Raw genomic sequence first — 22,681 nt, 5'->3', positions numbered from 1 at the left:
TCCGTCAGAAATCCGCGACCTTGCCCCAGGCCGAGCTGTTAAAGCGCCTGGGATGATAAGGCGCGGGATCGACGATCGGGCAGGCGCCAGTGACGATATCGGCAATGAGGTGGCCCGCTCCCGGACCTATGCCGAAACCATGGCCGCTGAAGCCCGCGGCGAGGATGAAGCCGGGCAATTCGCTGGTTTCACCAATGGCGGGTACGCCATCCGGCGTGCTGTCGATAAAGCCGGCCCATGTGGTCGAAACCTGCGTTTTGCGTAGAGCAGGCAGCAGCTGCAAAGCTCTTTCATGGGTTTCGCGGATCGCTGCCGCATTCGGTCTCGGATCCAGAATGCGAACCCGTTCCATGGGGGTCGGCGCATCGAGCCGCCAGTTTTTCAGCGACTCGTGGCCACCGCTAACGCCTTCCAGGCCGCCCGGCCTGAGACTGCGCCAGCGCTTGAGGAACATCGGCACGAACTCACGCGCAAACCGCGCCTGCTGCGCAGTCGGGTCAATGCGTCCAAGCCCGCTGATTGCGAGCGTATAGCCCCCATTATTCCGCTTCGTTACCGAGACGGCGGCAGTGTGCAGCGCATCCGGCAGACCTTCCGCGCCGGGCGTAACGGCGAGAATAGAGGACCGAACCGAAGCCTGCGGAAAACGGATGCCCAGCTGGCGGCAGAATGAAGAGGCCCAGGCGCCGCCGGACATGATCGCCGTTTTCGTGCGGATGGTTCCTTTTTCGGTAACGACGGCGCTGACGCGACCATTTTCCGTCTCGAGGCCCCGCGCGGCGCAGTTCTGATGCACCGTGCCGCCCAGCTTCATGATGGCACGCGCTACGGCGGGGGCCGCCATGGAAGGATCGGCTGTTCCGTCGGTAGGTGAAAATACGCCCCCCCTCCAGCGTTTTCCGGTCGCATGCCCACGCTCGCTCGCCTCATCTGCGCTCAACATATGGGTCGTCACGCCGGCAGTAAGGGCAAAGTCGCGCCAGCGCGCCCATCCAGCAAGCTCTGCCTCGTTGTCGCTCAGGTAAAGCAGCCCGCAGCGGCGAAAGCCGGTGTTCTCGCCGCTTTCGGCCGCAAATCGTTCCCAGAGCGTAAGGCTCTGCGTCGAAATCGGCAATTCCCTTGCGTCGCGGTTCTGCTGCCGGCACCAGCCCCAGTTCCGGCTGGATTGCTCCGCGCCGATAAGACCTTTTTCGACAAGGGCGACTTTCAGGCCGCGCTGCGCGAGGTAATAAGCAGCGAATACGCCGACGATGCCGCCGCCGATGATGACGGCGTCAGCCGCTTTCGGCAGGTCCGGCGATGTCGTTATCTGTTGCAGCGGGGCGGGCATGGTCTGGCTCCTTATAGTCGTCCTAATTTACCTTGGCCGGCGCGCAAACGTTGCCAGACTGGGCTCTCTGCCGGAATTTCCTGCTGTTCGCAGACCTCTCTGCAACTCTTTCTGCTGAATGAAAAAAACATCGTTGCGTCGACAGCGCGCGTCCATGTGGTAAGATTTCAATTGCCGCGCCAGAATTTTATGCCGCGTGTCTGAAAAAACAAAAGGGGTTCCGCACGTGATGAAACTTGACCGGATCGATATCAAGATTCTCTATGAACTTCAGAAAAACGGTCGCATCACCAATGTCGAGCTGGCGGAACTTGTCAATCTTTCGCCAAGCCCCTGCCTGATGCGGGTGAAGAAGCTCCAGTCGGAAGGTTATATCGAGGGGTATTCGGCGCAGATCAACATCAACAAACTCGGCCAGACGCTGACGGTCTTCACCGAGATCACACTCAAGAATCATCGCCAGATCGATTTCGCCCGCTTCCTCGGGGTCGTCGAAAAAATCGACCAGGTGGTGGAATGCCATCTCGTTTCCGGCGGTTACGACTACCTCCTGAAATTCGTCACGTCGGGCATTGTCGAATATCAGTCGATCATGGAAAGGCTGACCGATATGGACGTGGGCATCGACAAATATTTCAGCTTCGTGGTGCTGAAATCGCCGATTATCAAATCGCATATGCCGCTGACCAGCCTGTTTCCGCTTTGAAGTGAGAAGGAGTGCGTCTGACGTCCGCAGAACCGACGGGTTTGACAGGAGGTTGCACTTACACCCCGTCACCCCGGACTTGATCCGGGGTCCAGCGCGATCAAGTCCTTGATCGCAAGAGACTCTTCTCACGGCGCAGACGCGCCGTGGCTGGGTGCCGGATCAAGTTCGGCATGACGGAGGACAGCGTCTCAATCCTCTTTGGTAATCACCCAGGTTTTTGCAACGCCTTACTGTTTTTCAGCGGCTCACCGCTTGGAAAACGCCCGCACCAGCTCTGCATCCTGCTGAAGATTGTCGAGCCATGTCGGGTCGAGTTTGGGTACCGAAGAGAAGAGCAGCTTTGAATAGGGATGCGTCGGCGATTTGATGGCTTCCGTCTCCAGATGCTCCACCTTCTTGCCGGCGTACATCACCACGATTTCGTCGCAGATGGTCTCCACCACCGAGAGATCGTGGCTGATGAAGATGTAAGAGAGGTTCAGCTCCCGCTGCAATTCGCCGAGAAGATCGATGATGGCGGCGGCAACCACGGTGTCCAGCGCCGAGGTGATTTCGTCGCAGATGATGAGTGATGGTTCGGCGGCCAGCGCCCGGGCGAAATTGACGCGCTGCTTCTGCCCGCCTGACAGGCCTGAGGGATGACGGTGGCGCACCGAGCGCGGCAGCTTCACCATGTCGAGAAGCTGATCGACCCGCGCATCCCGGGCCTTGCCCTTCATGCCGTGATAAAAGGTCAACGGCCGGCCGAGAATATCCTCGATCGGTTTTGAAGGGTTGAGCGCGGTATCGGCATATTGGAAAACGATCTGCATGCGGCGCAGCTGGTCGCTTGTCCGATGGCGGGCATCGGCGTCCAGTTCCTTGCCTTCGAAAATGACATGGCCGCCTGCCGCCGGAAGAATGCCGGCAATGGCGCGTGCCAGTGTCGATTTTCCGCAGCCGGATTCGCCGATGATACCGAGATTGCGACCGGGATAGACCGAAAGGCTGACGGAATCCACGGCGCGCACGAGCGGCATCCTGTCGTCGCCCTTGGTGCCATATCCAGCGATCAGATTTTCAATATCCAGCAACGGTGCTGCCCGCTCCTGCGTTGGCGGGGCGACCGCGCGGACCTTGTCATGAAATGCCGTCAGCAATTCCTTTGTGTAAGGATGCTGCGCATTTTCGAGAATATCCCTGGTGGTGCCGGTTTCCTGTACCTCGCCGCCTTTCAGCACCACGATCCGGTCGGAGATCTGGGCAACGACGGCGAGATCGTGTGACACATAGACACCTCCGATGCCGCCCTTACGCATTGCCGATTTGAAGGCGCGCAGGACCTCGATCTGGGTCGTCACGTCGAGTGCGGTGGTCGGTTCGTCGAAGATCACCAGCTTCGGATTGCCGATCAGCGCCATGGCCGCGGAGAGGCGCTGAAGCTGACCGCCGGAGACCTGATGCGGATAACGGTCACCGATGGTTTCCGGGTTGGGCAATGAGAGCGCCTTGAAGAGCTCAACCGCGCGTGCACGGGCTTCCTGCGGCGGCATCAGGTGATGGATGCGGGTGACTTCGATGACCTGATCGATGATCTTCTGTGCCGGGTTGAAGGCGGCAGCAGCGCTTTGCGGGACATAAGTGACTTGTGTGCCGCGAACCCTTTCGCGCTCTGTTTCGGAAAGCTGCACCATATCCTGACCCGCCACCTTGACGCTGCCGCCGGAAATGCGGCAACCGGGGCGGGCATAACCCATCAGCGTCAGGGCGATGGTGGTCTTGCCGGAGCCGCTTTCGCCGATCAGTGCGACGATTTCGCCATCGGCGATATCGATGTCGACGCCCTTGATGATATCGATGCGACGGCCTGAATCGGTGGTCGCCTCGACCTTCAATCCGCGGATTTCAACGAGATTGTTCATGCTTCGCTCCTGTCGCGAATTTTCTGCGGCAGATTGTCGATCAGCAGGTTCACGCTGATCGTCAGGCTTGCAATGGCCAGTGACGGAAAAATGACCGCGGGGGCCGCGAAAGGCAGGCCGCCGATGTTTTCGCGCACCAGCGCACCCCAGTCGGCATTGGGTGGCTGCAGGCCGAGGCCAAGGAAGGAAAGGCCAGAAAGAAGCAGGACGATAAACACGAACCGCACGCCGAGATCGGCAAGCACGGGCCGGATGATGTTCGGCAGAATTTCGGAGCCGATGAGATAAAAGAGGCTCTCGCCGCGAACACGCGCCACTGTGACGAAATCCATTGTGTTGACATTGACTGCAAGCGCGCGGGCAAAACGATAGGCGCCGGGCGTGTAGATGACCGAGAGCGTGACGATCAATACCGGAATGGACGAACCGACAGCGGCGACGACCACGAGGCCGAAAAGCTTGCTTGGAATGGAATTCACCGCATCGAGAAACCGGCTGAGCGCGGCGTCGAACCAGCCGCCGATGACGGCGGCGCACATGCCGAGCACAACGCCGCAGGTGCAGGCGATGGCGACCGCTGCCAGCGAAATGCCGACCGTGAAACGTGCGCCCATGAGAATACGGGAAAGCACGTCACGACCGAGATAGTCCGAACCGAGCCAGAGCTCCGATGTCATCGGCCCGAAATAATCGAAATCGACGATTTCACCGACCGGATGCGGAATGAGATATGGCGCGAAGATCGCAACCATGGCCCAGAGAAAGATGACGAGAAAGCCGAAAACGCCGACTGCGTTGATCTTGTAACCCAAACGCGAGGTCCCCGAAGTTGTTTTGACATGATCGGCCATCAGCGCAGCCTCGGATTGGACATGATGGCGATGATGTCTGCCGTCGTGATGAGGAGGAGATAACCGACGCAGAAGATCATTGCGCAGGTCTGGATCAGCGGCAGGTCGCGGGTGGCGACGCCATCGACCATCAGCTTGGCGATGCCGGGATAATTGAAGATCGTCTCGACGATGATAACACCGCCGACAAGATAGGAGAGCGAGAGCGCCACCGCGTTGACAATGGGGCCGAGCGCGTTTGGCAGCGCGTGGCGCAGCACGATGCGCATGCGCGGCGCACCTTTCAGCAGCGCCATTTCGACATAGGGCGTGTCGAGTGTCTCGATAACGGCGGCGCGGCTCATGCGGATCATTTGGGCGGAGACAACGAAGGTCAGGGTGATGACGGGCATGGCGTAAACACGCAGCACATCGAAAAGCGTGTGCACTTCGCTGACGAGCGATAGCGCCGGCAGCCATTTCAGGTAAACGGCAAAAAGCAGCACCGCGAGCGTCGCGATCATGAATTCCGGCACCGAAATGACGCCGATGGTCAGCACGGTGACGGCCCGGTCATAAAGCGTTCCGCGCAGCATGGCGGAACTGATGCCGAGCGTCAGCGCCAGCGGCACGGCGATGATGGTCGTGATGCCGGCCAGCTTCATGGAGTTGATGAAACGCGGGCCGATGAGATCGGCAATCGCCATGTTATTGGCATAGGACGTGCCGAGATCACCCTGCACCAGGCCGAAAAGCCAACGGATGAAACGCAGCAGGGCGGGATCGTCGAGATGCATGGCGGTACGCAGGCCGGCAACGGCTTCAGGCGTCGCCGCCTGGCCGAGGAGGATCGTCGCGGTGTCGCCGGGTAACAGGCTGGTGGCTGAAAAGACGATAAATGAGACGATAAGCAGCGTCGTCAGCATGACGACCAGCCGCCTGGCGACAAGGGATAATATCCGGCTGTTCATTCACATGCTCCTGCAACCTGCCTGATGGTGGAGGCTTCCCGCATCTTGGGGAAAGCTTGCCGGGCGCTGTTTCACGCCCGGCACCATGGTTTATCAGGCTTCGAGCCAGACGTATTCCGCGAAGGCGTAACCCATCATGCCGCCGAGTGGATTGGCTTCCAGCCCCTTCAGCTTGGAGGAGATTGCGTCCACATTGGTGAGATAGGCGGGAATGATGGTGCCTGCTTCGTCGGCGATCATCGTCTGCATCTCGAAGTAGATCTGCTTGCGCTTCTCCATGTCGAGCAGGCCGCGCGCCTCCAGCATCAACTTGTCGAATTTTTCCGACTTGTACTGGCTTTCGTTCCACGGCGCGTCCGATGCATAAAGCAGCGAGAACAGGATGTCGGGCGTCGGACGCGGGTTGATGTTGCCGAAATGGATCGGGGCCTTCAGCCAGTAATTGCTCCAGTAGCCGTCGGCGGGAACGCGCTGCACGTCCAGCTTGACGCCGATTTCCGCAGCCGAAGCCTGGATGATCATCGCCATGTCGATGGCCGAGTTCGCCGCGTCGGAGGTAATGACCGGGATGGACTGGCCAAAGACGCCGGCTTTTTCGAAGTGGAACTTCGCCTTCTCGGGATCGAAGGCTTTCGGCTTCAGATCCGGATTGTGATAGGGGCTCATGGGCGGCACCGGCTGGTCGTTCCCCACTTCCCCAAGTCCGCGCAGGGCCGCCTTGACGATCTGCTCGCGATTGACGATCGACTTCATGCCGGCAATGAAATCGGCCTTGTTACCGGGTGCCTGATCAAGACGGATGTTGAGATTGGTGTAGTTGCCGGACGTTCCCTTCGACAGGACAACGCCCTCCTGCTTGTCGAGCAGACGGAGCGCGCGCGGGTTGATGGCGGCGGCGAGCTGGATATCACCGGAGAGAAGCGCGTTGACACGGGCGTTATCGTCCGAGATCGCGAAGAACTCGAAGCTGTCGACGTGCGGTCCGCCGGATTTCCAGTAATTGGTATTCTTCGCCATGATCGAGCGTACCCCCGGCTCGAATTTTTCCAGCTTGAAGGCACCGGTGCCATTGCCCTTGGAGAAATCGGTGGTGCCGTCGGCCACGATCATGAAGTGGTGCATGGCAAGGATCGTCGGCAGGTCGGCATTGGCGCTGGCCAGCGTAATCTCGACGGTGCTCTTGTCGACGGCCTTGAAGCCGGTCATCTGTGCCGCGATCTTGGCAACCTTGGAGCCGACGGCTGGATCGAGATGGCGCTTCAGCGAATAGACCACGTCGTCGGCGGTCAGCGCCTTGCCGTCGTGGAAGGTCACTCCTGAGCGGAGTTTCACGGTCCAGGTCTTGGCGTCCTTGGATTCGATCGATTCGGCCAGCTCCATCTGCGGCGTGCCGGAAATGTCGAGAAAGCTCAGGCGGTTGTAGAGCGCGCAGCAGCGGACATAATCCGTCGAGAGCGAGGCTTTGGCCGGATCCAGCGTATCGGCAGTGGAGGCCGACCAGCCCGCCGCCTTCAGCGTGCCGCCGGAAACCGGGGTAGCCGCCACGGCCTGCGAGGCGCGGCCGAGGATTGCCGAGCCGGCGGAAAGGGCCACGCCGCCCGCCAGCATCATGTGAAGCAGTTCGCGCCGTGTGGCGCCGCGGCGTATCGCCTGTTCAACGGCAGCATCGTCGGAGCGGGTCCAGTTTGAAATCCTGTCACTCATGGTCTTCCCCTTTTGTATGATTTCTTGAAATGCGTCTGTAGAAATTATCTGCGGCTGGGCACGGGTGTGCGCCACGCCGACAGCAGGGGCGGCTCAGCCGCCCGTTTGTCTGGCGGCTTCGGCAAGGCCGGCCATGGACGTGAAGTGATAATCCGGTTCGGTGAAGTTTTCCGGCTCGATCGTGCCGCCATATCCCTTCTGGGCATGGCGACGCTCTATCCAGCAATTGGTCATGCCGAGTTTTCGGGAAATGCCGATATCGTGGTACTGGCTCTGCGCCACGTGCAGAATGTCCTCCTTCGACGCTCCTTCGCTTTCCACGAAGGAGAAGACCTTCTCGAAGAAGGCAGGGTCGGGCTTTTCAGTGCCGGTGTCATCGGCGGTGAAAGCGGCGTGGAAGGGGTTGCCGAGTTCCTTCGAGAAATAGTCGAAGGCCCAGCGTCGGGCGTTGGTCATAGCTATCAGGCGGTGGGTCTTTGAAAGTTCGGCCATCGCGGCGCGGCTGTCGGAAAAGCCTTTCCAGTCCTTTGCCGCGTCGCGCAGACGCTCACCATAGGCGCGCTCCACCGGCAGGCCGAGCTCAGGGGCAATGATGAGGTAGACGCGCACGAGATCATCGGGAAAAAGGTCGGTCGCGTCGGAGTAGCGGGCCGCACGGTAGAGCGCGAGCGCCTTTTCACCATCGACCTCAACACCGTTTTCCGCACCGATTGCGGCCAGCGTCGATGTCAGACCCCGTTCGAAATCGATGAGGGTTCCCACCACGTCGAAGCTCATATATTTGAAGTCGCTCAGTTTTTTGGGCAATGTCGGTCTCCGCTCTGCCGCCACGTCCTTTTTAGGGGAGGGTTGCGGCATTTTATTTCGTTCCCGGACGGAATCCTTGTCCCGTTCCCATTTTTGAAAACGCCTGTTTTAGTGGCGTTTTGTGCTTTTTCTTAGGGATAGTTTGGCAGTTCCGGCGCATCGGATTCTCCGAAATGGATCGGCTCTTCGGCAGAATATTGCGAATATGCGCTGTGTGGCGACATTTCGCGAAGGTGCCGGGAAAGAGCCGGTCGCCGCTTCAGGCCATTGCCGCCCGCACGGTCGGGTCCTCTAACGTCTGATCGAGGGTTTTAAGCGTCCGTTCGATTATCGCATCGATCTCGCCATCCGTACAGCAGAGCGGCGGCGCGTAGCCGAGGATGCCGTTCGCGAAGGCGCGTACGATGAGGCCGTTCTCCCAGGCGCGGTCAAAAACCCTGCGGGCCGGTATGGCCGCTGCCGGAAGCGGGGTTTTCTTCTCCTTGTCGGTCACAAGCTCGACGGCGGCAAGCATGCCGCGGCCGCGCACATCGCCGACCAGCGGATGGCTTCTCAGTCCTTCCAGCCCCGCCATGAGGCGCGCGCCGGCGCGGCGGCCATTCTCCAGAAGGCCGCCTTCGTAAAGCTTCAGCACTTCCAGACCCACGGCTGCGCTGACCGGATGAGCGGAATAGGTATAGCCATGGCCGACCGCCGCTTCGCCTGCGAAATCGGCAATCGTGTCGTAGACATGGTCGGCCATGAATACCGCGCCCATCGGCACGTAGCCGGACGTGAGGCCCTTCGCCGCGGTGATGAAGTCGGGCACGATATCTTCGTCGGCGCAGGCAAAAAGCGGGCCGGTACGCCCGAAGCCGGTGATGACTTCGTCGGCGACGAAAAGGATGCCGTATGACTTGCAGAGGTCCCGCATGGCCTTGATCCAGCCGGGTGGCGGCACGAGCACCCCGCCGGAACCCTGAATGGGCTCCGCATAAAAGGCGGCGACGCGCTCCGGACCGATCGTCTCGATCTTGTCCTTCAGAATTTGCAGGGAGGAGGCGATGATGGCGGCGGGATCGCTTCCGGCCGGGTTGCGATAGGCGTAATGCGACGGGATTTTGTGCTGCCAGTCGTAAGGCACGCCGAAACCAGCATGGAACGCGGGCAGGGCGGTGAGGCCCGAACCGGCGGTGGTGGAGCCGTGATAACCCTGTTCGATGGAGATGAACTGGTCACGCTGCGGCTCACCCCTGGCGTGCCAGTAATAGCGGATGAAACGGATGGTGCTGTCCACGGCATCGGAGCCGCCAAGCGTGAAATAGACATGGTTCAGGTCGCCGGGCGCTCGGTCGGCGAGTTCCGACGCAAGCCGGATGGCCGGCTCGCTGCCAATGTCGAAATAGGCGGTGGCATAGGGCAATTCCCGCATCTGTCTGGCCGCGGCCTCAACGATGCTGTCATGACCATAACCGGCATTCACGCACCACAGACCGGCAAAGCCATCGATGAGCTGGTGGCCGGTGATGTCGGTGACGGTGGCGCCGCTTGCCGATTTCAGCACCCGCACGCCCAGCTTCTCATGGCCGCGGAAGGAGGAGACGGGGTGCACCAGATGGGCGCGGTCCAGTTCGATCAGGGAATTGCTTAACATGGGTCTCTCTCCGGATTCAGCCGAGTGCCTGGCTGGTCAATGCAAATGTTCTGAATTTTCTGCCGGGGGCGATATCGGTCTTCGGTCGGCGCATGGCGATGCCGCCGCCGACATGGGCAAGACCATTTTCGACGAGCCATGGGGCGAGACCCGTATCGGCGGTGGTGTCCACCCGCAGGAACATGCCGGGGCGCTCGGCAATGACGAAAGCGATGAGGGCCTTTGCAGTTTCAGCATTTTCTGCCACGACCGGGCCTATTACCTCACCGCGCCCGAAGGCGCGCAGGGCTGCAAAGCCCTTGAGGACGCCCTCCTGCCGGACTTCGGCAAAACGCGCTCTCGCGACAAGCGCTGCAAAGAGCGGGGTGCGGTCCGCGCCGAACGCCTGCGCATCGAGCACCGCAAGCTCCCCTGGAACGACGGTCTCGAGCCAGGCGACACCCGCCGGCTTTTCGCCAGGAACAGGAACACCCTGATGCTGGAGCACTTCCCCCGAGGCGACGAAGCCCATTTTTTCATAGAGGGGAAGGCCATCGGCCGTGGCGACCAGGCGGCATTCGCGCTTTTCGGTGGCGCCGATCGCCGCATCCATCAGACGGCGGCCAAGACCGCGCCCGCGCATTGCCTCATCCACGATCACCATATTGACGGTGGCGCAGCCATCTCCCAGCAACGTCGCCATTGCGGTTCCGACGACACGGCCGTTTTCGAGCGCGACGAAGCCATTGCTGATTGAAAGGACAAGCGCCCAGTCTTCCTTGCGATGCGGCCAACCGGCCTGGCGCGAGAGTTCGACGGCGGCGTCAAGATGGTCAGGTTGAAAGGACTGGATGTCGATGGGGCTGGCGTGCATGCCGAAACTCCGTTTGCTCTGCTGGTTCATTGATAGACTGAGGTTTGAAGAAGATTGTCCCGACAAATGGGAAGGTTCGATATGTTTCGCTGTTGCTTTTATCCGTTGCCGCATCTTATGCCGCCTGTCGTGCGCGCCTGGCGGCAAACCGGGCCGGGCGAGGGCATCCGGGTTTCTCCGCGCGCAACTCTCTGCCAAACTGGCAGCTACATACGCAACAATCTGCTTTCGCGACGGGCAATTGCGGTGCGCCGACGGGACAAAGGCTTTCTATGATCTCATTATTCCGGCCACACTCGATCCCCAATCAAGGATGACGACGACATGACCATCTTCCGCCCGAAATACATCACTTTCGATTGCTACGGTACGTTGATTAACTTTCAGATGGCCGAGGCCGCCCGCGATCTTTACGGCGACCGCCTGGATGAAGCGCAGATGCAGGAATTCATCAAGAATTTCTCCGCTTATCGTCTGGACGAGGTCATGCATGACTGGAAGCCTTACGCTGAAGTCGTTCACAACGCGCTGTCACGGACATGCAAGCGCAACGGCGTATCCTTCAAGGACGAGGATGCCATCATGACCTATGAGCGCGTTCCGACCTGGGGTCCGCACGCGGATGTCCCCGCTGGTCTGGCGAAGGTCGCCAACGAAATTCCGCTCGTCATCCTGTCCAACGCCATGGATTCGCAGATCATGTCGAATGTCGCAAAGCTCGGTGCGCCGTTCCATGCCGTCTATACGGCCGAGCAGGCGCAGGCCTACAAACCGCATTTCAAGGCTTTCGAATATTTGTTCGACATGCTCGGCTGTGGTCCGGAAGACATTCTCCACGTCTCGTCCTCATTCCGTTACGACCTGATGTCGGCCCATGATCTCGGCATCAAGAACAAGGTCTGGGTCAATCGCGGCCACGAACCGGCAAACCCTTATTATGGTTATGTCGAGATCGCCGATATTTCCGGTCTCGCGGGTGTTGTCGGACTGTAAGGAAAGGACCAGGCCATGAAGCTCGTCTCCTACTGGCACGATACTGCCCCCTCTTTCGCGGGGGCGGCGGAAGGTCCTGTAGAGGGTCACTATGATGTGGCCGTCATCGGCGGCGGCTTTACCGGTCTTGGTGCCGCGCGCCAGCTCGCAAAAGCGGGCGCGCGCGTCGTTGTTCTGGAAGGGCAGCGGGTCGGCTGGGGCGCTTCCGGCCGCAATGGCGGGCACCTCAATAACGGCCTTGCCCATTCCTATGTTTCCGCCAAGGCGGAGCTTGGCAAGGAACGGGCCATTGCGCTCTACAAAGCGCTGGACGCGTCAATCGACACGCTGGAGAGCCTGATCGCCGAGGAAGGTATCGACTGTAATTTCCGCCGGGCGGGCAAACTGAAAATGGCCTCGAAGCCGCAGCATTTCGAAGGGCTGGCGAGGAATTTCGACGCTGTCCACGCCGAGGTCGATCCCGATACGGAGCTTCTGTCCGCCGCCGATCTTACGGCGGAAATAGGATCGCCCTTTCATGGCGCCATGCTCTCGAAGAAGAGCGCCATGATGCATATGGGCCGTTATGTGGCAGGGCTCGCCGAAGCTGCCAGCCGTCATGGCGCGGTGATCTTCGAAAATGCGTCGGTGACGAAACACATCCAGAACGGCGGGCTTCACGAACTTGAAACTGCGCGCGGCAAGGTGACCGCGGACAATGTTCTCATTGCGACTGGCGCTTACACGCCCTCTGGTTTCGGTTATTTTCGCCGGCGCATCATCGCCGTCGGCAGTTTCATCATCGCAACGCGGCCGCTGACGGATGCAGAAGTGAAGGCGTCGGTTCCGGGCAACCGCACCTATGTCAACTCCATGAACATCGGCAACTACTTCCGGCTGGCTCCGGATAACCGGCTGATCTTTGGCGGCCGTGCGCGCTTCTCCGCCACGTCGGACCAGCGTTCTGACGCCAAGAGCGGAGCGATCCTGACGGAAAGCCTCCATCGCATTTTTCCCCAGCTTTCGCATGTGCCGATAGACTATTGCTGGGGCGGACTGGTGGACATGACCAAGGACCGCTATCCGCGGGCCGGCTATCACGATGGCGTCTGGTATGCCATGGGCTATTCCGGTCACGGGGCGCAGCTTTCCACACATCTCGGTATGGTGGTTGCGGACGCCATTCTGGGGCGGCCGGACAACAACCCGCTAAAGGGGCTTGAGTGGCCGGCGGTGCCAGGTCATTTCGGCAAGCCCTGGTTCCTGCCGCTTGTGGGTTTATATTACAAGATGCTGGACAAGATACAGTAGCCGGCCGCAATTTGTGGCCGCGCCAGCCAGGCGCGGCCTCTCCTCGGATGCCCCGGATGAACGGTCAACCCGCGCGCTTCAGTTGAAGGTGGGATACACCCGCTGCAACATTCACGCCGGTTCCCACTTCGGCGCTGATCGGCTGCAGGGCAAAGTTCTTGGCATTGCCGCCGATCAGCGCATTGGCGCCGAGACCGACCCCGACCGACGCTCCTGCGGAAGCGCCGACATAATCACCGCTCAGCGCGCCGTCACCCACACGGCTTGCCGCCGTGTTCAGCACGATCCAGCTCATATAGGTCTTGCCGGTCACGCCGATGTCGAGACCGAGCTTGCCGATCTTTCCCGTGTAGCGCTCAGTCTTTCCTGAGCGCTGGCGGAATTCGCAGTTCACCGCCTTGCTGGATCCGACGACGAGGCCGACGCCGCCGGCGATTTCACACGACAGCGTGCCGACACGCTCCTTCTGCGCGGTTTCCGTAGCGCGCTTGCCGTTGTGCTTCGTCTCGGCGGAAGCGAGTGGGGCAATGGCCAGCGTTGCAATTGCAGTTGCGAGAACGAGTTTTTTCATTGTCTGTCACTCCTGTTATCATTCACGAGGCGGATGCGTGGGGAAGAGGCATCCAGATAGGTATAGGGCGGCTGCCGGATCGCGAGATCCGCAATGATCGGCCGCGATGCGAAACATTCCGCGATGATCACCGCACGTTCGAAGGCAGAGAGCGTTTCAACCTCGCCCGAGAGCACAATACGGCCCTCGACCGACGTGACGGAGATTGAGCTTTTCTCCTGTCCGTCAGCATAGGCGATTACGGCCTGCAAGGCGGCGCAGAGGCTGACCTCCTGCGGAAGGCAGCTTGCCGCCGGGTTTGCTTCGCACGCAAGCATCATGGTGAAACCTCCTGCCTTGAACATGGACGGTTCACTTGAATGCTTTTTTGACGGTATCCTTCGTCTGGCCCAGCTTTTCCTGCGCCTGGCCGGCCAGTTTTTCGGCCTTGCCTTCAGCCTGAAGCTTGTCATTGCCGGTGATCTTGCCGGCTGCTTCCTTGATCGTGCCCTTTGCCTGACGGGCGATACCTTCGATACGGTTATTGTCCATGACGAACTCCTTCCATCGTTTGAGCGTGCCGCGGTTGGTAACGGCATGATGGAAAGGTAGCCCTGGAACAGTGCTCCTTGCAGAGCATTAGCTACTAGTTCAACTGGTACAAATTGACCTATTTTGCGGGTGGCGAATGTTGTTTTTCCCGGCGGCCGGCAAAACCGCGCTCCCTAGCCCAGATGACCGCCGCCGTGCGGCGGTTGACGCCGATCTTGCCGTATAGCGACGCAATATGATTGCGGATGGTATGTCTGGACAGGTTCAACCGGTCGCTCATTTCCTTATCGCTGCATCCGTCGCAGATCAGAGACAATATCTGCTCTTCACGCTCTGTGAGATCCTTGAGCGAAGCGGAGGATGACGCCCCGCGGGAATTCTGCCTGAGTCCTGCCAGCCGTTCCACCACAGTGCGACTGAACCATGATGTATCGGCCATGACGCTCTCGATCGCCTCGATCAGTTCGTTCTCGGAGCGGCGTCGTTCCGTCACATCCTGTATCGCCCAGATGACACAGAGCTGGTCATTGATCTCGGCGCGTTCTGCAGAAACGATACATTCGGCCGCGCTGCCATCGGCAAGGTTCATGCGCAGGTTTTCGTTGCGGATCGGGATATTGTCCTTCAGCCGCTTTTCGACATCGCGCCGTGCTGCCACATCGTCCCACAATTTCAGTTCGCTCGCCGTCTTGCCCACCACCTCGGCTTCCTTGCGTCCGCACAGCGTCAGAAATGCATCGTTGACTTCTGTCAGCACGAAATCTTCAAGCCTCGAAATCGCAGCCGGTGCGGGCGAGAGTCGGAAGGATTTGAAAAAGCGCTCCTCGCTCTGGCGAAGTGCATTTTGTGCTTTCCGGCGGCCGTCGAGATCGGCGAAGGTAAAAAGCATGCACGGCTCTTCGGCAACGGCGATGGTTTCTCCCGCCACGATCACCAGCCGGTCGCCGCCGGGAATGGGGATGAGCGCCTCACGCTGGCGTATGACACGTCCTTCATGCAGGCGTTTCAGCGCATCCTCGCCGGTATCGCATTCGGAAAACAGGCCGAGTTCCTCGACGCTGATGCCGATAATATCCTCCCGGCTGAAGCCGGTCATTTCCAGAAAGCCCTGGTTGACGCGAATGAAGCGCTGGTCTTCAAGCCTGCAGATGAGACCAGGTGCGGGATTTGCGTTAAAAGCACTCTCGAAACGTGCCTCCGCTTCGTAGCGCGGCGTCTCGTCACGAATGATCAGCACCAGCACATCCGGTTTCGCGCCGGCATCTTCCAGGATAAGGCCACGCACGGTGTGCACCCAGCATTCGGTTTCATCGTCACTCGGCGATATTTCCACCGTGACGTCTTCAAAGGTCTCGCCGGCAAGAAGCCGCTCAAGCGGATACTGCCCTGCGTCTAGAAGGTGATTATTGCGATACCGAAGCGTGAAATTCCGCCGGTAGCTTTCGGTATCGTTGCCGAATTCGGATACCGATTCTATGCGGTGCATCACAAGCGCCGCCCTGTTGGCCCAGGCGATTGTTCCGTCGTTTTCGAGAAGGATCAGCCCGTCGCTCAGCCCGGTTACGAGATTTTGCAATACGAGCCGGTTGATCTTGGGAATGGTCACGCTGTCGTCCATGTCGCCCCTGGCATCTAGAAACTTTATGCCTTTATAACGCCAAGTTCCGCCAAGTGTTGCAAGGCACGGATAGACGACACGATAACGCGCCGCTTGACCGCGATAAGCGCGCCCGAATCGGATGGTGCGGATTTGTTGGCTGTCCGTCATCCCGTCACCTCAAGGTTCATTTTCGCCCCCTGCAAACGCGGCGGTGATCACTTGCTTATGGGCGCGCGCATCGGACATACTGCCTCTTGAACCACAGATGCCAAGGGCGAGACGACGCCAGAGACTTGAAGCTGGATCGCGCAGCCATCCGAGAAGATTGAGCCATGAATACCCGATTCCTCGAAACCTTTCTCTGGGCTGCCCGATTGAGCAGCTTTTCGGCAGCCGCGGAACGCTTGCATACGACCCAGGCATCTGTTTCAAACCGCATCGCCGCGCTGGAGCGGGAGCTTGGCGTCGTGCTGTTCACGCGTGATGTGCGCTGCGTCAACCTGACGCCCGCCGGTCGTCTGGCGCTGCAACATGCCGAAAAGATCGTCAACCTCACCGGCGAATTCCGGCAAATCGTCAGCAATCGGGAAGCGCTGAGGGGGACTGTGCGGATCGGTGCTGCCGATACGATCGTGTATGCCTGGCTGCCGCTTCTCATCCGCCGCATGAACGAGCAATATCCCGGCGTCAGTCTGGATCTGACAATCGATACCAGCCTGAAACTCTCCCAGCGTATCCAGAACGGCGAGGTGGATGTCGGCTTCATCATGGGGCCGATCATGGCTGCTGACATCTATAACTCACCGCTTTGCACCTTCGAATCCTGCTGGGTGGGCGCGGTCGAACTGCCGCTGCCGGAAACCGGCGTGACGCTTGAAGATATCGCGCATTTTCCGTTGCTTACCTTCTCCACCGGCTCGCAGCCGCACCAGGCGTTGCGGGCACTTCTGGATTCGCACGGCCTGTCCGACAGCCGCATTTATAATTCGAATTCGCTGTCGATCATGACACGCCTCGTGGCCACGGCCGTCGGCGTCGGTGCGCTGCCGCGTGTCTTGGTGGACGGCATCATCAAATCTGGGGAAGCGCGTATTCTCGACATCACGCCATCGGTGCCGCCCCTGACCTTTCACACGGTTTACCAGGAGCGAGGCGATAATGCGCTCGCCCGCGCGATCGCCGACATGGCGACGGAGATCGTCAGTGAAACCACGATTCAATGGATGACCGCCGCAGCTTAATTTTTATGCTGCATTGCAAGATGATTAATCTATAAGCTTATCTTATGGGTTTCGATAGAGTTTTTCCGTTTGTCACGAAAACAGTTCCCGTTCTTAATTCTCCTCGCAACATGAGAGGAGAGCAACGTGAAAGTCTCACTTGTTCAAATGAATACCCAGAATGACAAGGCAGAGAACCTGAAGGTTGCTGCCGATTTGATTGAGAAGGCAGTCAAGGCGGACAATCCTGACCTTGTTGTTCTTCCTGAATACTTTGCATTTCTTGGAGATAATCCTCAGGAGATGCATGAAAGCGGCGAGGAATTTCCGGGCGGCGAAATCTATACGCTGCTTTCCGGGCTCGCGAAGAAGCATGCCATAACGCTCCATGCCGGCTCCATCGTCGAGAAGGAAGGCAACCGCTTCTATAACTCGACCCTCGTTTTCGGCCCTGATGGCAAGCAGATCGCCCGTTATCGCAAGATTCACCTGTTCGACGTCGATACGCCGAACGGCATCAGCTACCGCGAATCCGATTCCGTCGCCCGCGGCGAAGAGGTCGTAACCTATAAGGTTGGCGACAAGACGGTCGGTTGCGGCATCTGCTACGATATCCGCTTCCCGGAACTGTTCCGTGCGCTGCGGGACAAGGGCGCGGATGTCATCGTTCTGCCGGCTGCATTCACGCTGATGACGGGGAAGGACCATTGGGAAGTGCTGGCCCGCGCCCGCGCCGTCGAGACGCAGACCTATTTCCTCGCCGTGGGACAGATCGGCACCCATGCGGGTGGAAAGAAAGCCTGCTGGGGACATTCCATGGTCATCGATCCGTGGGGTCACATCGTCGCGCAATGCTCCGACACTGTCGGGACAGCCGGCGCCGCTCTCGACTTCGACTATTCGGCCAAGGTGCGCGCCAACGTGCCGGTGGCGAACCACCACGTTCTCTGATCGGAGAAAGACCCAATGTTTATCGTCAACCCCATGCCGGAACAGATCGGCCCCGACGTCATCGAACTTCTTGAAAAGGTCGAAGTCGCCACGATTGGCCATGTGCTCCATTCCGGTTTCGTCGATCCTGAAATCCGGGCGGTCCTTCCGGGCAAGCGCGTGGCGGGCACCGCCGTCACGCTTCGCATCCCGAATGCGGATTCGACCATGCTGCACTACCTGACGCAACTCGTGCGTCCGGGCGATATCGTTCTCATCGACCGTTGCGGTGATACTCGCCACGCCTGCTGGGGCGGCGTCATCACCAACACCATGAAGATGGCCGGTGTCAAAGCCGGTGTCGTCGATGGTCCGGCGACCGATTTCTCGGAGTTCACGAAGGTGGACATGCCCATGTGGTGCCGCGGTCCGTCGCCGATCACCACGAAGATCCTCGGTCTGGAAGGCGCGATCAATATTCCAATCAGCGTTGGCGGCCAGGTGATCAATCCGGGTGATGCGATCCTGTGCGATGAGAGCGGCGTGGTCGCCCTTCATCCGAGCCAGGCTCGCGCCATGGCGGAGCGCGCCATCGGCATGCAGGAAGCCGAGATCGTGCTTCTGGAGCGCCTGCGCAACGGCGAGAAGCTGCCGGATATTTCGGGCGCCAATAAATTCGTCCAGGCCAAGCTCAGCGCCTGACACAGGCTTACGGGTGGCGGATCCGTTCGCCACTCCCAATAACAATAGAGGAGAACAGGACAATGAAGAAAACGATACTTCTGAGTGGGATTCTCATGCTCGGTGCGGCTGCCCTGCCGGCGCAGGCCCAGCAGACCGTGACGTTCCTCGGCTATAGCGGCCTTTTCCAGGAGCGTTACACGAAGGCCGTCATCGAGCCTTTCATGGCCGCCAACCCTGACATCAAGGTCGAATATTTCCCGCAGCAGGGTTCTGCCGCCATGCTCGGCTCGCTGCGCGCCCAGAAAGCTGCACCGCAATCCGATATCGCGCTGATGGATGTCTCTGTTGCCAAAACCGGCACGGATGAAGGCCTGTTCGACAAGATCGATGAAAGCGTGACGAAGAATGTCGCCGACCTTTATCCGAACGCGCGCTTCGAAGGTGTGGCCGGTGTTGGCGTGACTTTCGACAACCTGGTTCTCATCTACAATACCGATGCGGTCAAGACCGCCCCGGACAGCTGGAATGCCCTGAAAGACAGCGCCTTCAAGGGCAAGGTCGCCATGCTGAGCGCCCCTGACATCGTCGGTATCGGCACGACGATCATCATGGATCACATGAATGGCGGCAAAGACTTCATCAAGAATATCGACGCCGGCATCAATGCGATGGCCGAAGTCGCGCCGAACGTCCAGACCTGGGAACCGAAACCGGAAGTCTATCCGAATGTCGTCAATGGCCAGGTATCGCTGGGCGTGGGCTGGAACGCCCGCAGCCAGGTGAATGCCGATGGTTCCAAGGGCAAGATGAAGGTCGTTCTTCCGAAGGAAGGTACGATCCTCCAGATCAATACGCTCAACCTTGTCAAAGGAGGCCCTTCGTCCGAGGCGGCCCGCAAGTTCGTCGATTATGCATTGAGCCCGGAAGCCCAGGCCGCCTTCACCGCCGCCATGTATTATGCGCCGACCAATGCCAAGGCCACGGTGGCTGCCGATGTCAGCGATCGCACGGTCGTCAAGGCGATGGACAAGGTCATTCCGGTTGACTGGATCGGCCTCTCGAAGGTTCGTGACCAGATCACGCAGGACTGGCGTCGCAAGGTCATTCCGCTCAGCCGCTGAGGCTTTTCGCGCCTGGCGTGAGAAATGGCAAGACTTCCGCACCCCTTGTCGGCTGCGGAAGCAGCATACCAAACCTCTCGGCTCATCTTCCCCACCGACGCTCGGATCGGTGGCGAGGTGGGTCGGCGCGCAAGGGACAGGACATGTTCAAGACGCCAAGTGTCTGACATGCTCTGGAGAAAGGCAAAAAGCCAGAATGGGAACTTCAGACATCATGCAGCCAGGATTTCTCTCAATTCGTTCGCTGACCAAGCGCTATGAAACCATGGTCGCCGTGGATAATCTCAATCTCGAGATACCCAAGGGCGAACTGGTCGCCTTTCTCGGTCCGTCCGGCTGCGGCAAGTCGACGTCGCTGCGCATGATTGCCGGGCTTGCCCCGGTGACGTCGGGCTCGATCCTGATCGATGGCAAGGACGTAACCCGGCTAGCGCCCTATAAGCGCGATATTGGCCTTGTCTTTCAGAGCTATGCGCTGTTCCCGCATATGACGGTTCTCAAGAACGTCATGTTCGGTCTTGAAATGCGCAAGGTGCCGGCTGCGGAAGCGGAACGGCGTGCCCGTGAGGCAATCGCCATGGTTCGTCTGGAAGGGCGCGAGGACCGCCGACCGGCCCAGCTTTCCGGCGGCCAGCAGCAGCGTGTCGCACTGGCACGTGCTCTCGTCATCCAGCCCTCCATTCTCCTGTTCGACGAGCCTCTTTCCAATCTCGACGCCAAGCTGCGCGACGAGATGCGCTCTGAAATCCGCCGTATCCAGAAACAGCTCGGCATCACTTCAATCTTCGTCACCCATGATCAAGTGGAGGCGCTCAGCATGTGCGACAAGGTCGCCGTCCTCAATGGCGGGCGTCTGGAACAGCTCGGCACGCCGCACGACCTCTACGAGCGCCCGGCGACGGCATTCGTCGCCTCTTTCGTCGGCCGCACCAACCGCCTGGTCGGAAACGCGGTCGGCGATCACATCACGGTCGGTGATGCGGTATTGCGGGCGCCCGGTTCGCACAATGGCAAGATCGACCTTATGGTCCGGCCGCATCGCATGGCCATGACGGTGGCCGGTGACGTCGCGCCCGATTTCGAGGGAGCGCCGGTCAATCGTATCGCCGGTGAAGTCCGCGATGTCTATTATGCCGGTGACATCCTCCATTACGAGATCGCCGCGGGCGGCCAGACGCTGTCCGTAGAGCGTGCCACATCAGGCGGCGAAACGCCGGTGGCGGCGGGCAGCGCGGTAAGCCTCGTCTGGCGCGTGGAGGACACGCTGGTCTTCGGAGCAAATCAATGACAGCGGCGGTCATGATCACGGCTCCCGGCAGCCGTACATCCTCCATGGTGTTTCTCGCAACGCTTCTTCTCGGGCCGATCATCGCGGTCAACGGCCTTGCCTTTGTGATGCCGGTCTTCAACCTGCTCCTGCTTTCCTTCCGCGAAAGCCTCGGCGGCGGCGGCCTTGGCGAAGCCCACACACTCGACAACTGGACATCGGCGCTGACCGACGGTTTTTATATCGAACTGATCGGCCAGAGCATTCTGACCAGCCTCTTGATCACTGTCCTCACGCTTATCGCTTCCTATCCCATCGCGCTCTATCTTCACCGGGCGCAGGGTCGCTGGAAGACGCTGCTGCTGGTGCTGGTCATCTCACCGCTTTTGACCTCGGCCGTGGTGCGTACCTATGGCTGGATCGCGATCCTTGCCGATGACGGCCTCATCAACAATATTCTCTTCGCATTCGGTGCGGAAAGCGGTGTGCGGCTGCTGTTCAACAAGGTCGGCGTTGTCATCGGTCTCACCGAAATCCTGATGCCCTATATGATCCTGGCGCTGCTTGCCGGTTTCGGCAGGCTCGATCCGCGTGTCGAGGAGGCGGCCGAAACACTTGGCGCATCGCCCTGGAAGGTGTTCTGGCGCATCATCGTGCCGCTCACCATGCCCGGTGTCGCGCTCGGTTGCCTGCTCTCATTCGTCCTCGCCGTCAGTTCGTTCATCACCCCCAAGCTGCTTGGCGGCGGGCGTGTCTTTCTTCTCGCGACGGAAATTTACGATCAGGCCATCGTGACGCTCAACTGGCCGCTCGCTGCGACGTTGTCGATGATCATTCTCGTGATCTTCGGTGCGGCTCTGGTGCTTTATTCCCGGCTTCTGCGGGCCATTCTTTAGGGGAGATCAAAGATGGAAGAACGTCCCGTTCCGCTGGCGCTGAAAATCGTCGCCTTCATCATGTTCGTTTTTCTGCTGGCGCCCGTGGTGCTCGTGGTGCCGATCTCGTTTTCGGGCGATAGCTACATGGCTTTCCCGCCTTCGGGCTGGAGCCTGCGCTGGTATGTGGATCTCATGCATAATTCGAAGATGATGGGAGCGCTGGGCACCAGCACCCTTCTCGCCATCATCGTCACCGTGCTGTCCATGCTGATCGCGCTGCCGGCCTCCTATGCCATCGTTCGCATGCGGGTCATCGGCGCGGACGCGCTTCTCGCCTTCTTCACCGCGCCGCTGCTGCTGCCGACAATCGTTCTCGGCCTTGCGATCCTCATCGTCTTTGCCGGTGCCGGTCTGCTCGGCACCTTCACCGGTCTGGTGATCGCGCATCTCATCATCGTGCTGCCTTATGCGCTGCGTGTGCTTACCACCTCGCTTGCCGGCCTGCCGCTGATCTTCGAAGAGGCCGCCTCCACCCTGGGCGCATCGCCGCTCACGGTTTTCCGCCGCGTGACCATGCCGATGATTGCGCCGGGTGTCGTGGCGACGGCGGCGCTTTCCTTTTTGGTGTCGTTCGATGAAGCCGTGATTTCGCTGTTCCTCACGGGTCCGCGCATCACCACGCTTCCAGTCGCGATGTATCAGCATGTGGAGACGCAGGCGGATCCGCTTGTTGCGGCCATTTCCGTTCTCTTGATCGTGCTCACACTTGCCGTCGTCTTCATCGTTGACCGCACGGCGGGCCTGACAAAGACTTTTGTGAAGTAAAGTCGCGGGGGTCGCCGGCCGGTGCCGGCTGCC

22 protein-coding genes are annotated in these 22,681 nt (G+C 59.8%); 10 read left to right on the top strand and 12 right to left on the bottom strand.

Features of this window, described 5'->3' with window-relative positions; genetic code table 11:
• Positions 1 to 4: 4 nt before the first annotated feature.
• Positions 5 to 1,330 carry an FAD-binding oxidoreductase gene (locus BTN45_RS16555; protein WP_207590068.1) on the bottom strand — a complete coding sequence of 442 codons (1,326 nt, stop codon included), beginning with the start codon at positions 1,328 to 1,330 and terminating at the stop codon, positions 5 to 7.
• Positions 1,331 to 1,559: 229 nt separating this feature from the next.
• Between BTN45_RS16555 and BTN45_RS16550 the strand changes: the two genes are divergently transcribed.
• Positions 1,560 to 2,036: an Lrp/AsnC family transcriptional regulator gene (locus tag BTN45_RS16550; protein WP_004445447.1), complete on the top strand. Its 477-nt coding sequence runs from the start codon at positions 1,560 to 1,562 to the stop codon at positions 2,034 to 2,036.
• A gap of 248 nt (positions 2,037 to 2,284) precedes the next feature.
• Here BTN45_RS16550 and BTN45_RS16545 read toward each other — a convergent pair whose 3' ends face one another.
• The 7 genes from BTN45_RS16545 to BTN45_RS16515 all read right to left on the bottom strand — a co-directional run bounded on the left by BTN45_RS16545 (position 2,285) and on the right by BTN45_RS16515 (position 10,738).
• On the bottom strand, positions 2,285 to 3,940 hold the full coding sequence (locus BTN45_RS16545; protein ID WP_207590067.1) for an ABC transporter ATP-binding protein: 1,656 nt from the start codon (positions 3,938 to 3,940) through the stop codon (positions 2,285 to 2,287).
• Complete coding sequence (locus tag BTN45_RS16540; RefSeq protein WP_004445444.1) at positions 3,937 to 4,791, bottom strand: ABC transporter permease; 855 nt, start codon at positions 4,789 to 4,791, stop codon at positions 3,937 to 3,939. The genes BTN45_RS16545 and BTN45_RS16540 overlap by 4 nt, the downstream gene beginning before the upstream one ends.
• The gene (locus BTN45_RS16535) at positions 4,791 to 5,741 is read right to left on the bottom strand and encodes an ABC transporter permease (protein ID WP_004445443.1); all 951 of its coding nucleotides are present in this window, start codon (positions 5,739 to 5,741) and stop codon (positions 4,791 to 4,793) included. Before BTN45_RS16535 ends, BTN45_RS16540 begins: the two co-directional genes overlap by 1 nt.
• Before the next feature lie 93 nt (positions 5,742 to 5,834).
• Positions 5,835 to 7,445, bottom strand: coding sequence for an ABC transporter substrate-binding protein (locus tag BTN45_RS16530; RefSeq protein WP_137069449.1), 1,611 nt, complete (start codon positions 7,443 to 7,445; stop codon positions 5,835 to 5,837).
• Positions 7,446 to 7,538: 93 nt separating this feature from the next.
• The gene (locus BTN45_RS16525; protein WP_137069448.1) at positions 7,539 to 8,252 is read right to left on the bottom strand and encodes an HAD-IA family hydrolase; all 714 of its coding nucleotides are present in this window, start codon (positions 8,250 to 8,252) and stop codon (positions 7,539 to 7,541) included.
• A 259-nt stretch (positions 8,253 to 8,511) separates the two neighbouring features.
• Complete coding sequence (locus BTN45_RS16520) at positions 8,512 to 9,885, bottom strand: aspartate aminotransferase family protein (RefSeq protein WP_184286698.1); 1,374 nt, start codon at positions 9,883 to 9,885, stop codon at positions 8,512 to 8,514.
• Between the two features lie 16 nt (positions 9,886 to 9,901).
• Entirely contained in the window at positions 9,902 to 10,738 is an 837-nt protein-coding gene (locus tag BTN45_RS16515; protein ID WP_064263545.1) for a GNAT family N-acetyltransferase, read from the bottom strand.
• Between the two features lie 324 nt (positions 10,739 to 11,062).
• Between BTN45_RS16515 and BTN45_RS16510 the strand changes: the two genes are divergently transcribed.
• Entirely contained in the window at positions 11,063 to 11,731 is a 669-nt protein-coding gene (locus BTN45_RS16510) for a haloacid dehalogenase type II (RefSeq protein ID WP_022562868.1), read from the top strand.
• A 15-nt stretch (positions 11,732 to 11,746) separates the two neighbouring features.
• The gene (locus BTN45_RS16505) at positions 11,747 to 13,021 is read left to right on the top strand and encodes an FAD-binding oxidoreductase (protein WP_207590066.1); all 1,275 of its coding nucleotides are present in this window, start codon (positions 11,747 to 11,749) and stop codon (positions 13,019 to 13,021) included.
• A gap of 64 nt (positions 13,022 to 13,085) precedes the next feature.
• Here BTN45_RS16505 and BTN45_RS16500 read toward each other — a convergent pair whose 3' ends face one another.
• The 4 genes from BTN45_RS16500 to BTN45_RS16485 form a co-directional block, all read right to left on the bottom strand.
• On the bottom strand, positions 13,086 to 13,592 hold the full coding sequence (locus tag BTN45_RS16500) for a DUF992 domain-containing protein (RefSeq protein WP_072493123.1): 507 nt from the start codon (positions 13,590 to 13,592) through the stop codon (positions 13,086 to 13,088).
• Entirely contained in the window at positions 13,589 to 13,936 is a 348-nt protein-coding gene (locus tag BTN45_RS16495) for a BON domain-containing protein (RefSeq protein WP_113381738.1), read from the bottom strand. The genes BTN45_RS16500 and BTN45_RS16495 overlap by 4 nt, the downstream gene beginning before the upstream one ends.
• Positions 13,937 to 13,943: 7 nt before the next feature.
• Positions 13,944 to 14,123 (bottom strand): CsbD family protein, encoded by a 180-nt coding sequence (locus BTN45_RS16490; protein ID WP_004445431.1) that lies wholly within the window; start codon positions 14,121 to 14,123, stop codon positions 13,944 to 13,946.
• A 118-nt stretch (positions 14,124 to 14,241) separates the two neighbouring features.
• A complete protein-coding gene (locus tag BTN45_RS16485) occupies positions 14,242 to 15,741 on the bottom strand; it encodes a helix-turn-helix transcriptional regulator (RefSeq protein ID WP_207591655.1) in 1,500 nt (499 codons plus the stop codon).
• A 314-nt stretch (positions 15,742 to 16,055) separates the two neighbouring features.
• Between BTN45_RS16485 and BTN45_RS16480 the strand changes: the two genes are divergently transcribed.
• The 7 genes from BTN45_RS16480 to BTN45_RS16450 all read left to right on the top strand — a co-directional run bounded on the left by BTN45_RS16480 (position 16,056) and on the right by BTN45_RS16450 (position 22,648).
• Entirely contained in the window at positions 16,056 to 16,964 is a 909-nt protein-coding gene (locus BTN45_RS16480; protein WP_004445429.1) for a LysR family transcriptional regulator, read from the top strand.
• A 147-nt stretch (positions 16,965 to 17,111) separates the two neighbouring features.
• Positions 17,112 to 17,894, top strand: coding sequence for a carbon-nitrogen hydrolase family protein (locus BTN45_RS16475; RefSeq protein ID WP_037091354.1), 783 nt, complete (start codon positions 17,112 to 17,114; stop codon positions 17,892 to 17,894).
• A gap of 15 nt (positions 17,895 to 17,909) precedes the next feature.
• Entirely contained in the window at positions 17,910 to 18,575 is a 666-nt protein-coding gene (locus BTN45_RS16470; RefSeq protein WP_004445424.1) for a 4-hydroxy-4-methyl-2-oxoglutarate aldolase, read from the top strand.
• Positions 18,576 to 18,637: 62 nt separating this feature from the next.
• Positions 18,638 to 19,678, top strand: a complete 1,041-nt coding sequence (locus BTN45_RS16465) for an ABC transporter substrate-binding protein (RefSeq protein WP_022562860.1) — start codon at positions 18,638 to 18,640, stop codon at positions 19,676 to 19,678.
• A gap of 214 nt (positions 19,679 to 19,892) precedes the next feature.
• Entirely contained in the window at positions 19,893 to 20,966 is a 1,074-nt protein-coding gene (locus tag BTN45_RS16460) for an ABC transporter ATP-binding protein (protein ID WP_004445420.1), read from the top strand.
• Positions 20,963 to 21,841: an ABC transporter permease gene (locus tag BTN45_RS16455; RefSeq protein WP_207590064.1), complete on the top strand. Its 879-nt coding sequence runs from the start codon at positions 20,963 to 20,965 to the stop codon at positions 21,839 to 21,841. Before BTN45_RS16460 ends, BTN45_RS16455 begins: the two co-directional genes overlap by 4 nt.
• A 12-nt stretch (positions 21,842 to 21,853) precedes the next feature.
• Positions 21,854 to 22,648: an ABC transporter permease gene (locus tag BTN45_RS16450; protein ID WP_112766208.1), complete on the top strand. Its 795-nt coding sequence runs from the start codon at positions 21,854 to 21,856 to the stop codon at positions 22,646 to 22,648.
• The last annotated feature ends 33 nt before the right edge of the window (positions 22,649 to 22,681 follow it).

Origin of the sequence: Rhizobium sp. ZX09 (assembly GCF_017357485.1) — a bacterium.
Classification (GTDB): domain Bacteria; phylum Pseudomonadota; class Alphaproteobacteria; order Rhizobiales; family Rhizobiaceae; genus Agrobacterium; species Agrobacterium pusense.
This window is presented reverse-complemented; position numbering and strand designations above follow the sequence as displayed.

Bases quoted from the DNA above. Each gene is read 5' to 3' on its own strand.
- BTN45_RS16450 (WP_112766208.1), top strand. From the start codon at position 21,854: ATGGAAGAACGTCCCGTTCCGCTGGCGCTGAAAATCGTCGCCTTCATC.
- BTN45_RS16465 (WP_022562860.1), top strand. From the start codon at position 18,638: ATGAAGAAAACGATACTTCTGAGTGGGATTCTCATGCTCGGTGCGGCT.
- BTN45_RS16500 (WP_072493123.1), bottom strand. From the start codon at position 13,592: ATGAAAAAACTCGTTCTCGCAACTGCAATTGCAACGCTGGCCATTGCC.
- BTN45_RS16510 (WP_022562868.1), top strand. From the start codon at position 11,063: ATGACCATCTTCCGCCCGAAATACATCACTTTCGATTGCTACGGTACG.
- BTN45_RS16555 (WP_207590068.1), bottom strand. From the start codon at position 1,330: ATGCCCGCCCCGCTGCAACAGATAACGACATCGCCGGACCTGCCGAAA.
- BTN45_RS16495 (WP_113381738.1), bottom strand. From the start codon at position 13,936: ATGTTCAAGGCAGGAGGTTTCACCATGATGCTTGCGTGCGAAGCAAAC.
- BTN45_RS16455 (WP_207590064.1), top strand. From the start codon at position 20,963: ATGACAGCGGCGGTCATGATCACGGCTCCCGGCAGCCGTACATCCTCC.
- BTN45_RS16520 (WP_184286698.1), bottom strand. From the start codon at position 9,885: ATGTTAAGCAATTCCCTGATCGAACTGGACCGCGCCCATCTGGTGCAC.
- BTN45_RS16505 (WP_207590066.1), top strand. From the start codon at position 11,747: ATGAAGCTCGTCTCCTACTGGCACGATACTGCCCCCTCTTTCGCGGGG.
- BTN45_RS16515 (WP_064263545.1), bottom strand. From the start codon at position 10,738: ATGCACGCCAGCCCCATCGACATCCAGTCCTTTCAACCTGACCATCTT.
- BTN45_RS16535 (WP_004445443.1), bottom strand. From the start codon at position 5,741: ATGAACAGCCGGATATTATCCCTTGTCGCCAGGCGGCTGGTCGTCATG.
- BTN45_RS16485 (WP_207591655.1), bottom strand. From the start codon at position 15,741: ATGGACGACAGCGTGACCATTCCCAAGATCAACCGGCTCGTATTGCAA.
- BTN45_RS16490 (WP_004445431.1), bottom strand. From the start codon at position 14,123: ATGGACAATAACCGTATCGAAGGTATCGCCCGTCAGGCAAAGGGCACG.
- BTN45_RS16470 (WP_004445424.1), top strand. From the start codon at position 17,910: ATGTTTATCGTCAACCCCATGCCGGAACAGATCGGCCCCGACGTCATC.
- BTN45_RS16545 (WP_207590067.1), bottom strand. From the start codon at position 3,940: ATGAACAATCTCGTTGAAATCCGCGGATTGAAGGTCGAGGCGACCACC.
- BTN45_RS16530 (WP_137069449.1), bottom strand. From the start codon at position 7,445: ATGAGTGACAGGATTTCAAACTGGACCCGCTCCGACGATGCTGCCGTT.
- BTN45_RS16540 (WP_004445444.1), bottom strand. From the start codon at position 4,791: ATGGCCGATCATGTCAAAACAACTTCGGGGACCTCGCGTTTGGGTTAC.
- BTN45_RS16550 (WP_004445447.1), top strand. From the start codon at position 1,560: ATGAAACTTGACCGGATCGATATCAAGATTCTCTATGAACTTCAGAAA.
- BTN45_RS16480 (WP_004445429.1), top strand. From the start codon at position 16,056: ATGAATACCCGATTCCTCGAAACCTTTCTCTGGGCTGCCCGATTGAGC.
- BTN45_RS16460 (WP_004445420.1), top strand. From the start codon at position 19,893: ATGCAGCCAGGATTTCTCTCAATTCGTTCGCTGACCAAGCGCTATGAA.
- BTN45_RS16475 (WP_037091354.1), top strand. From the start codon at position 17,112: ATGAATACCCAGAATGACAAGGCAGAGAACCTGAAGGTTGCTGCCGAT.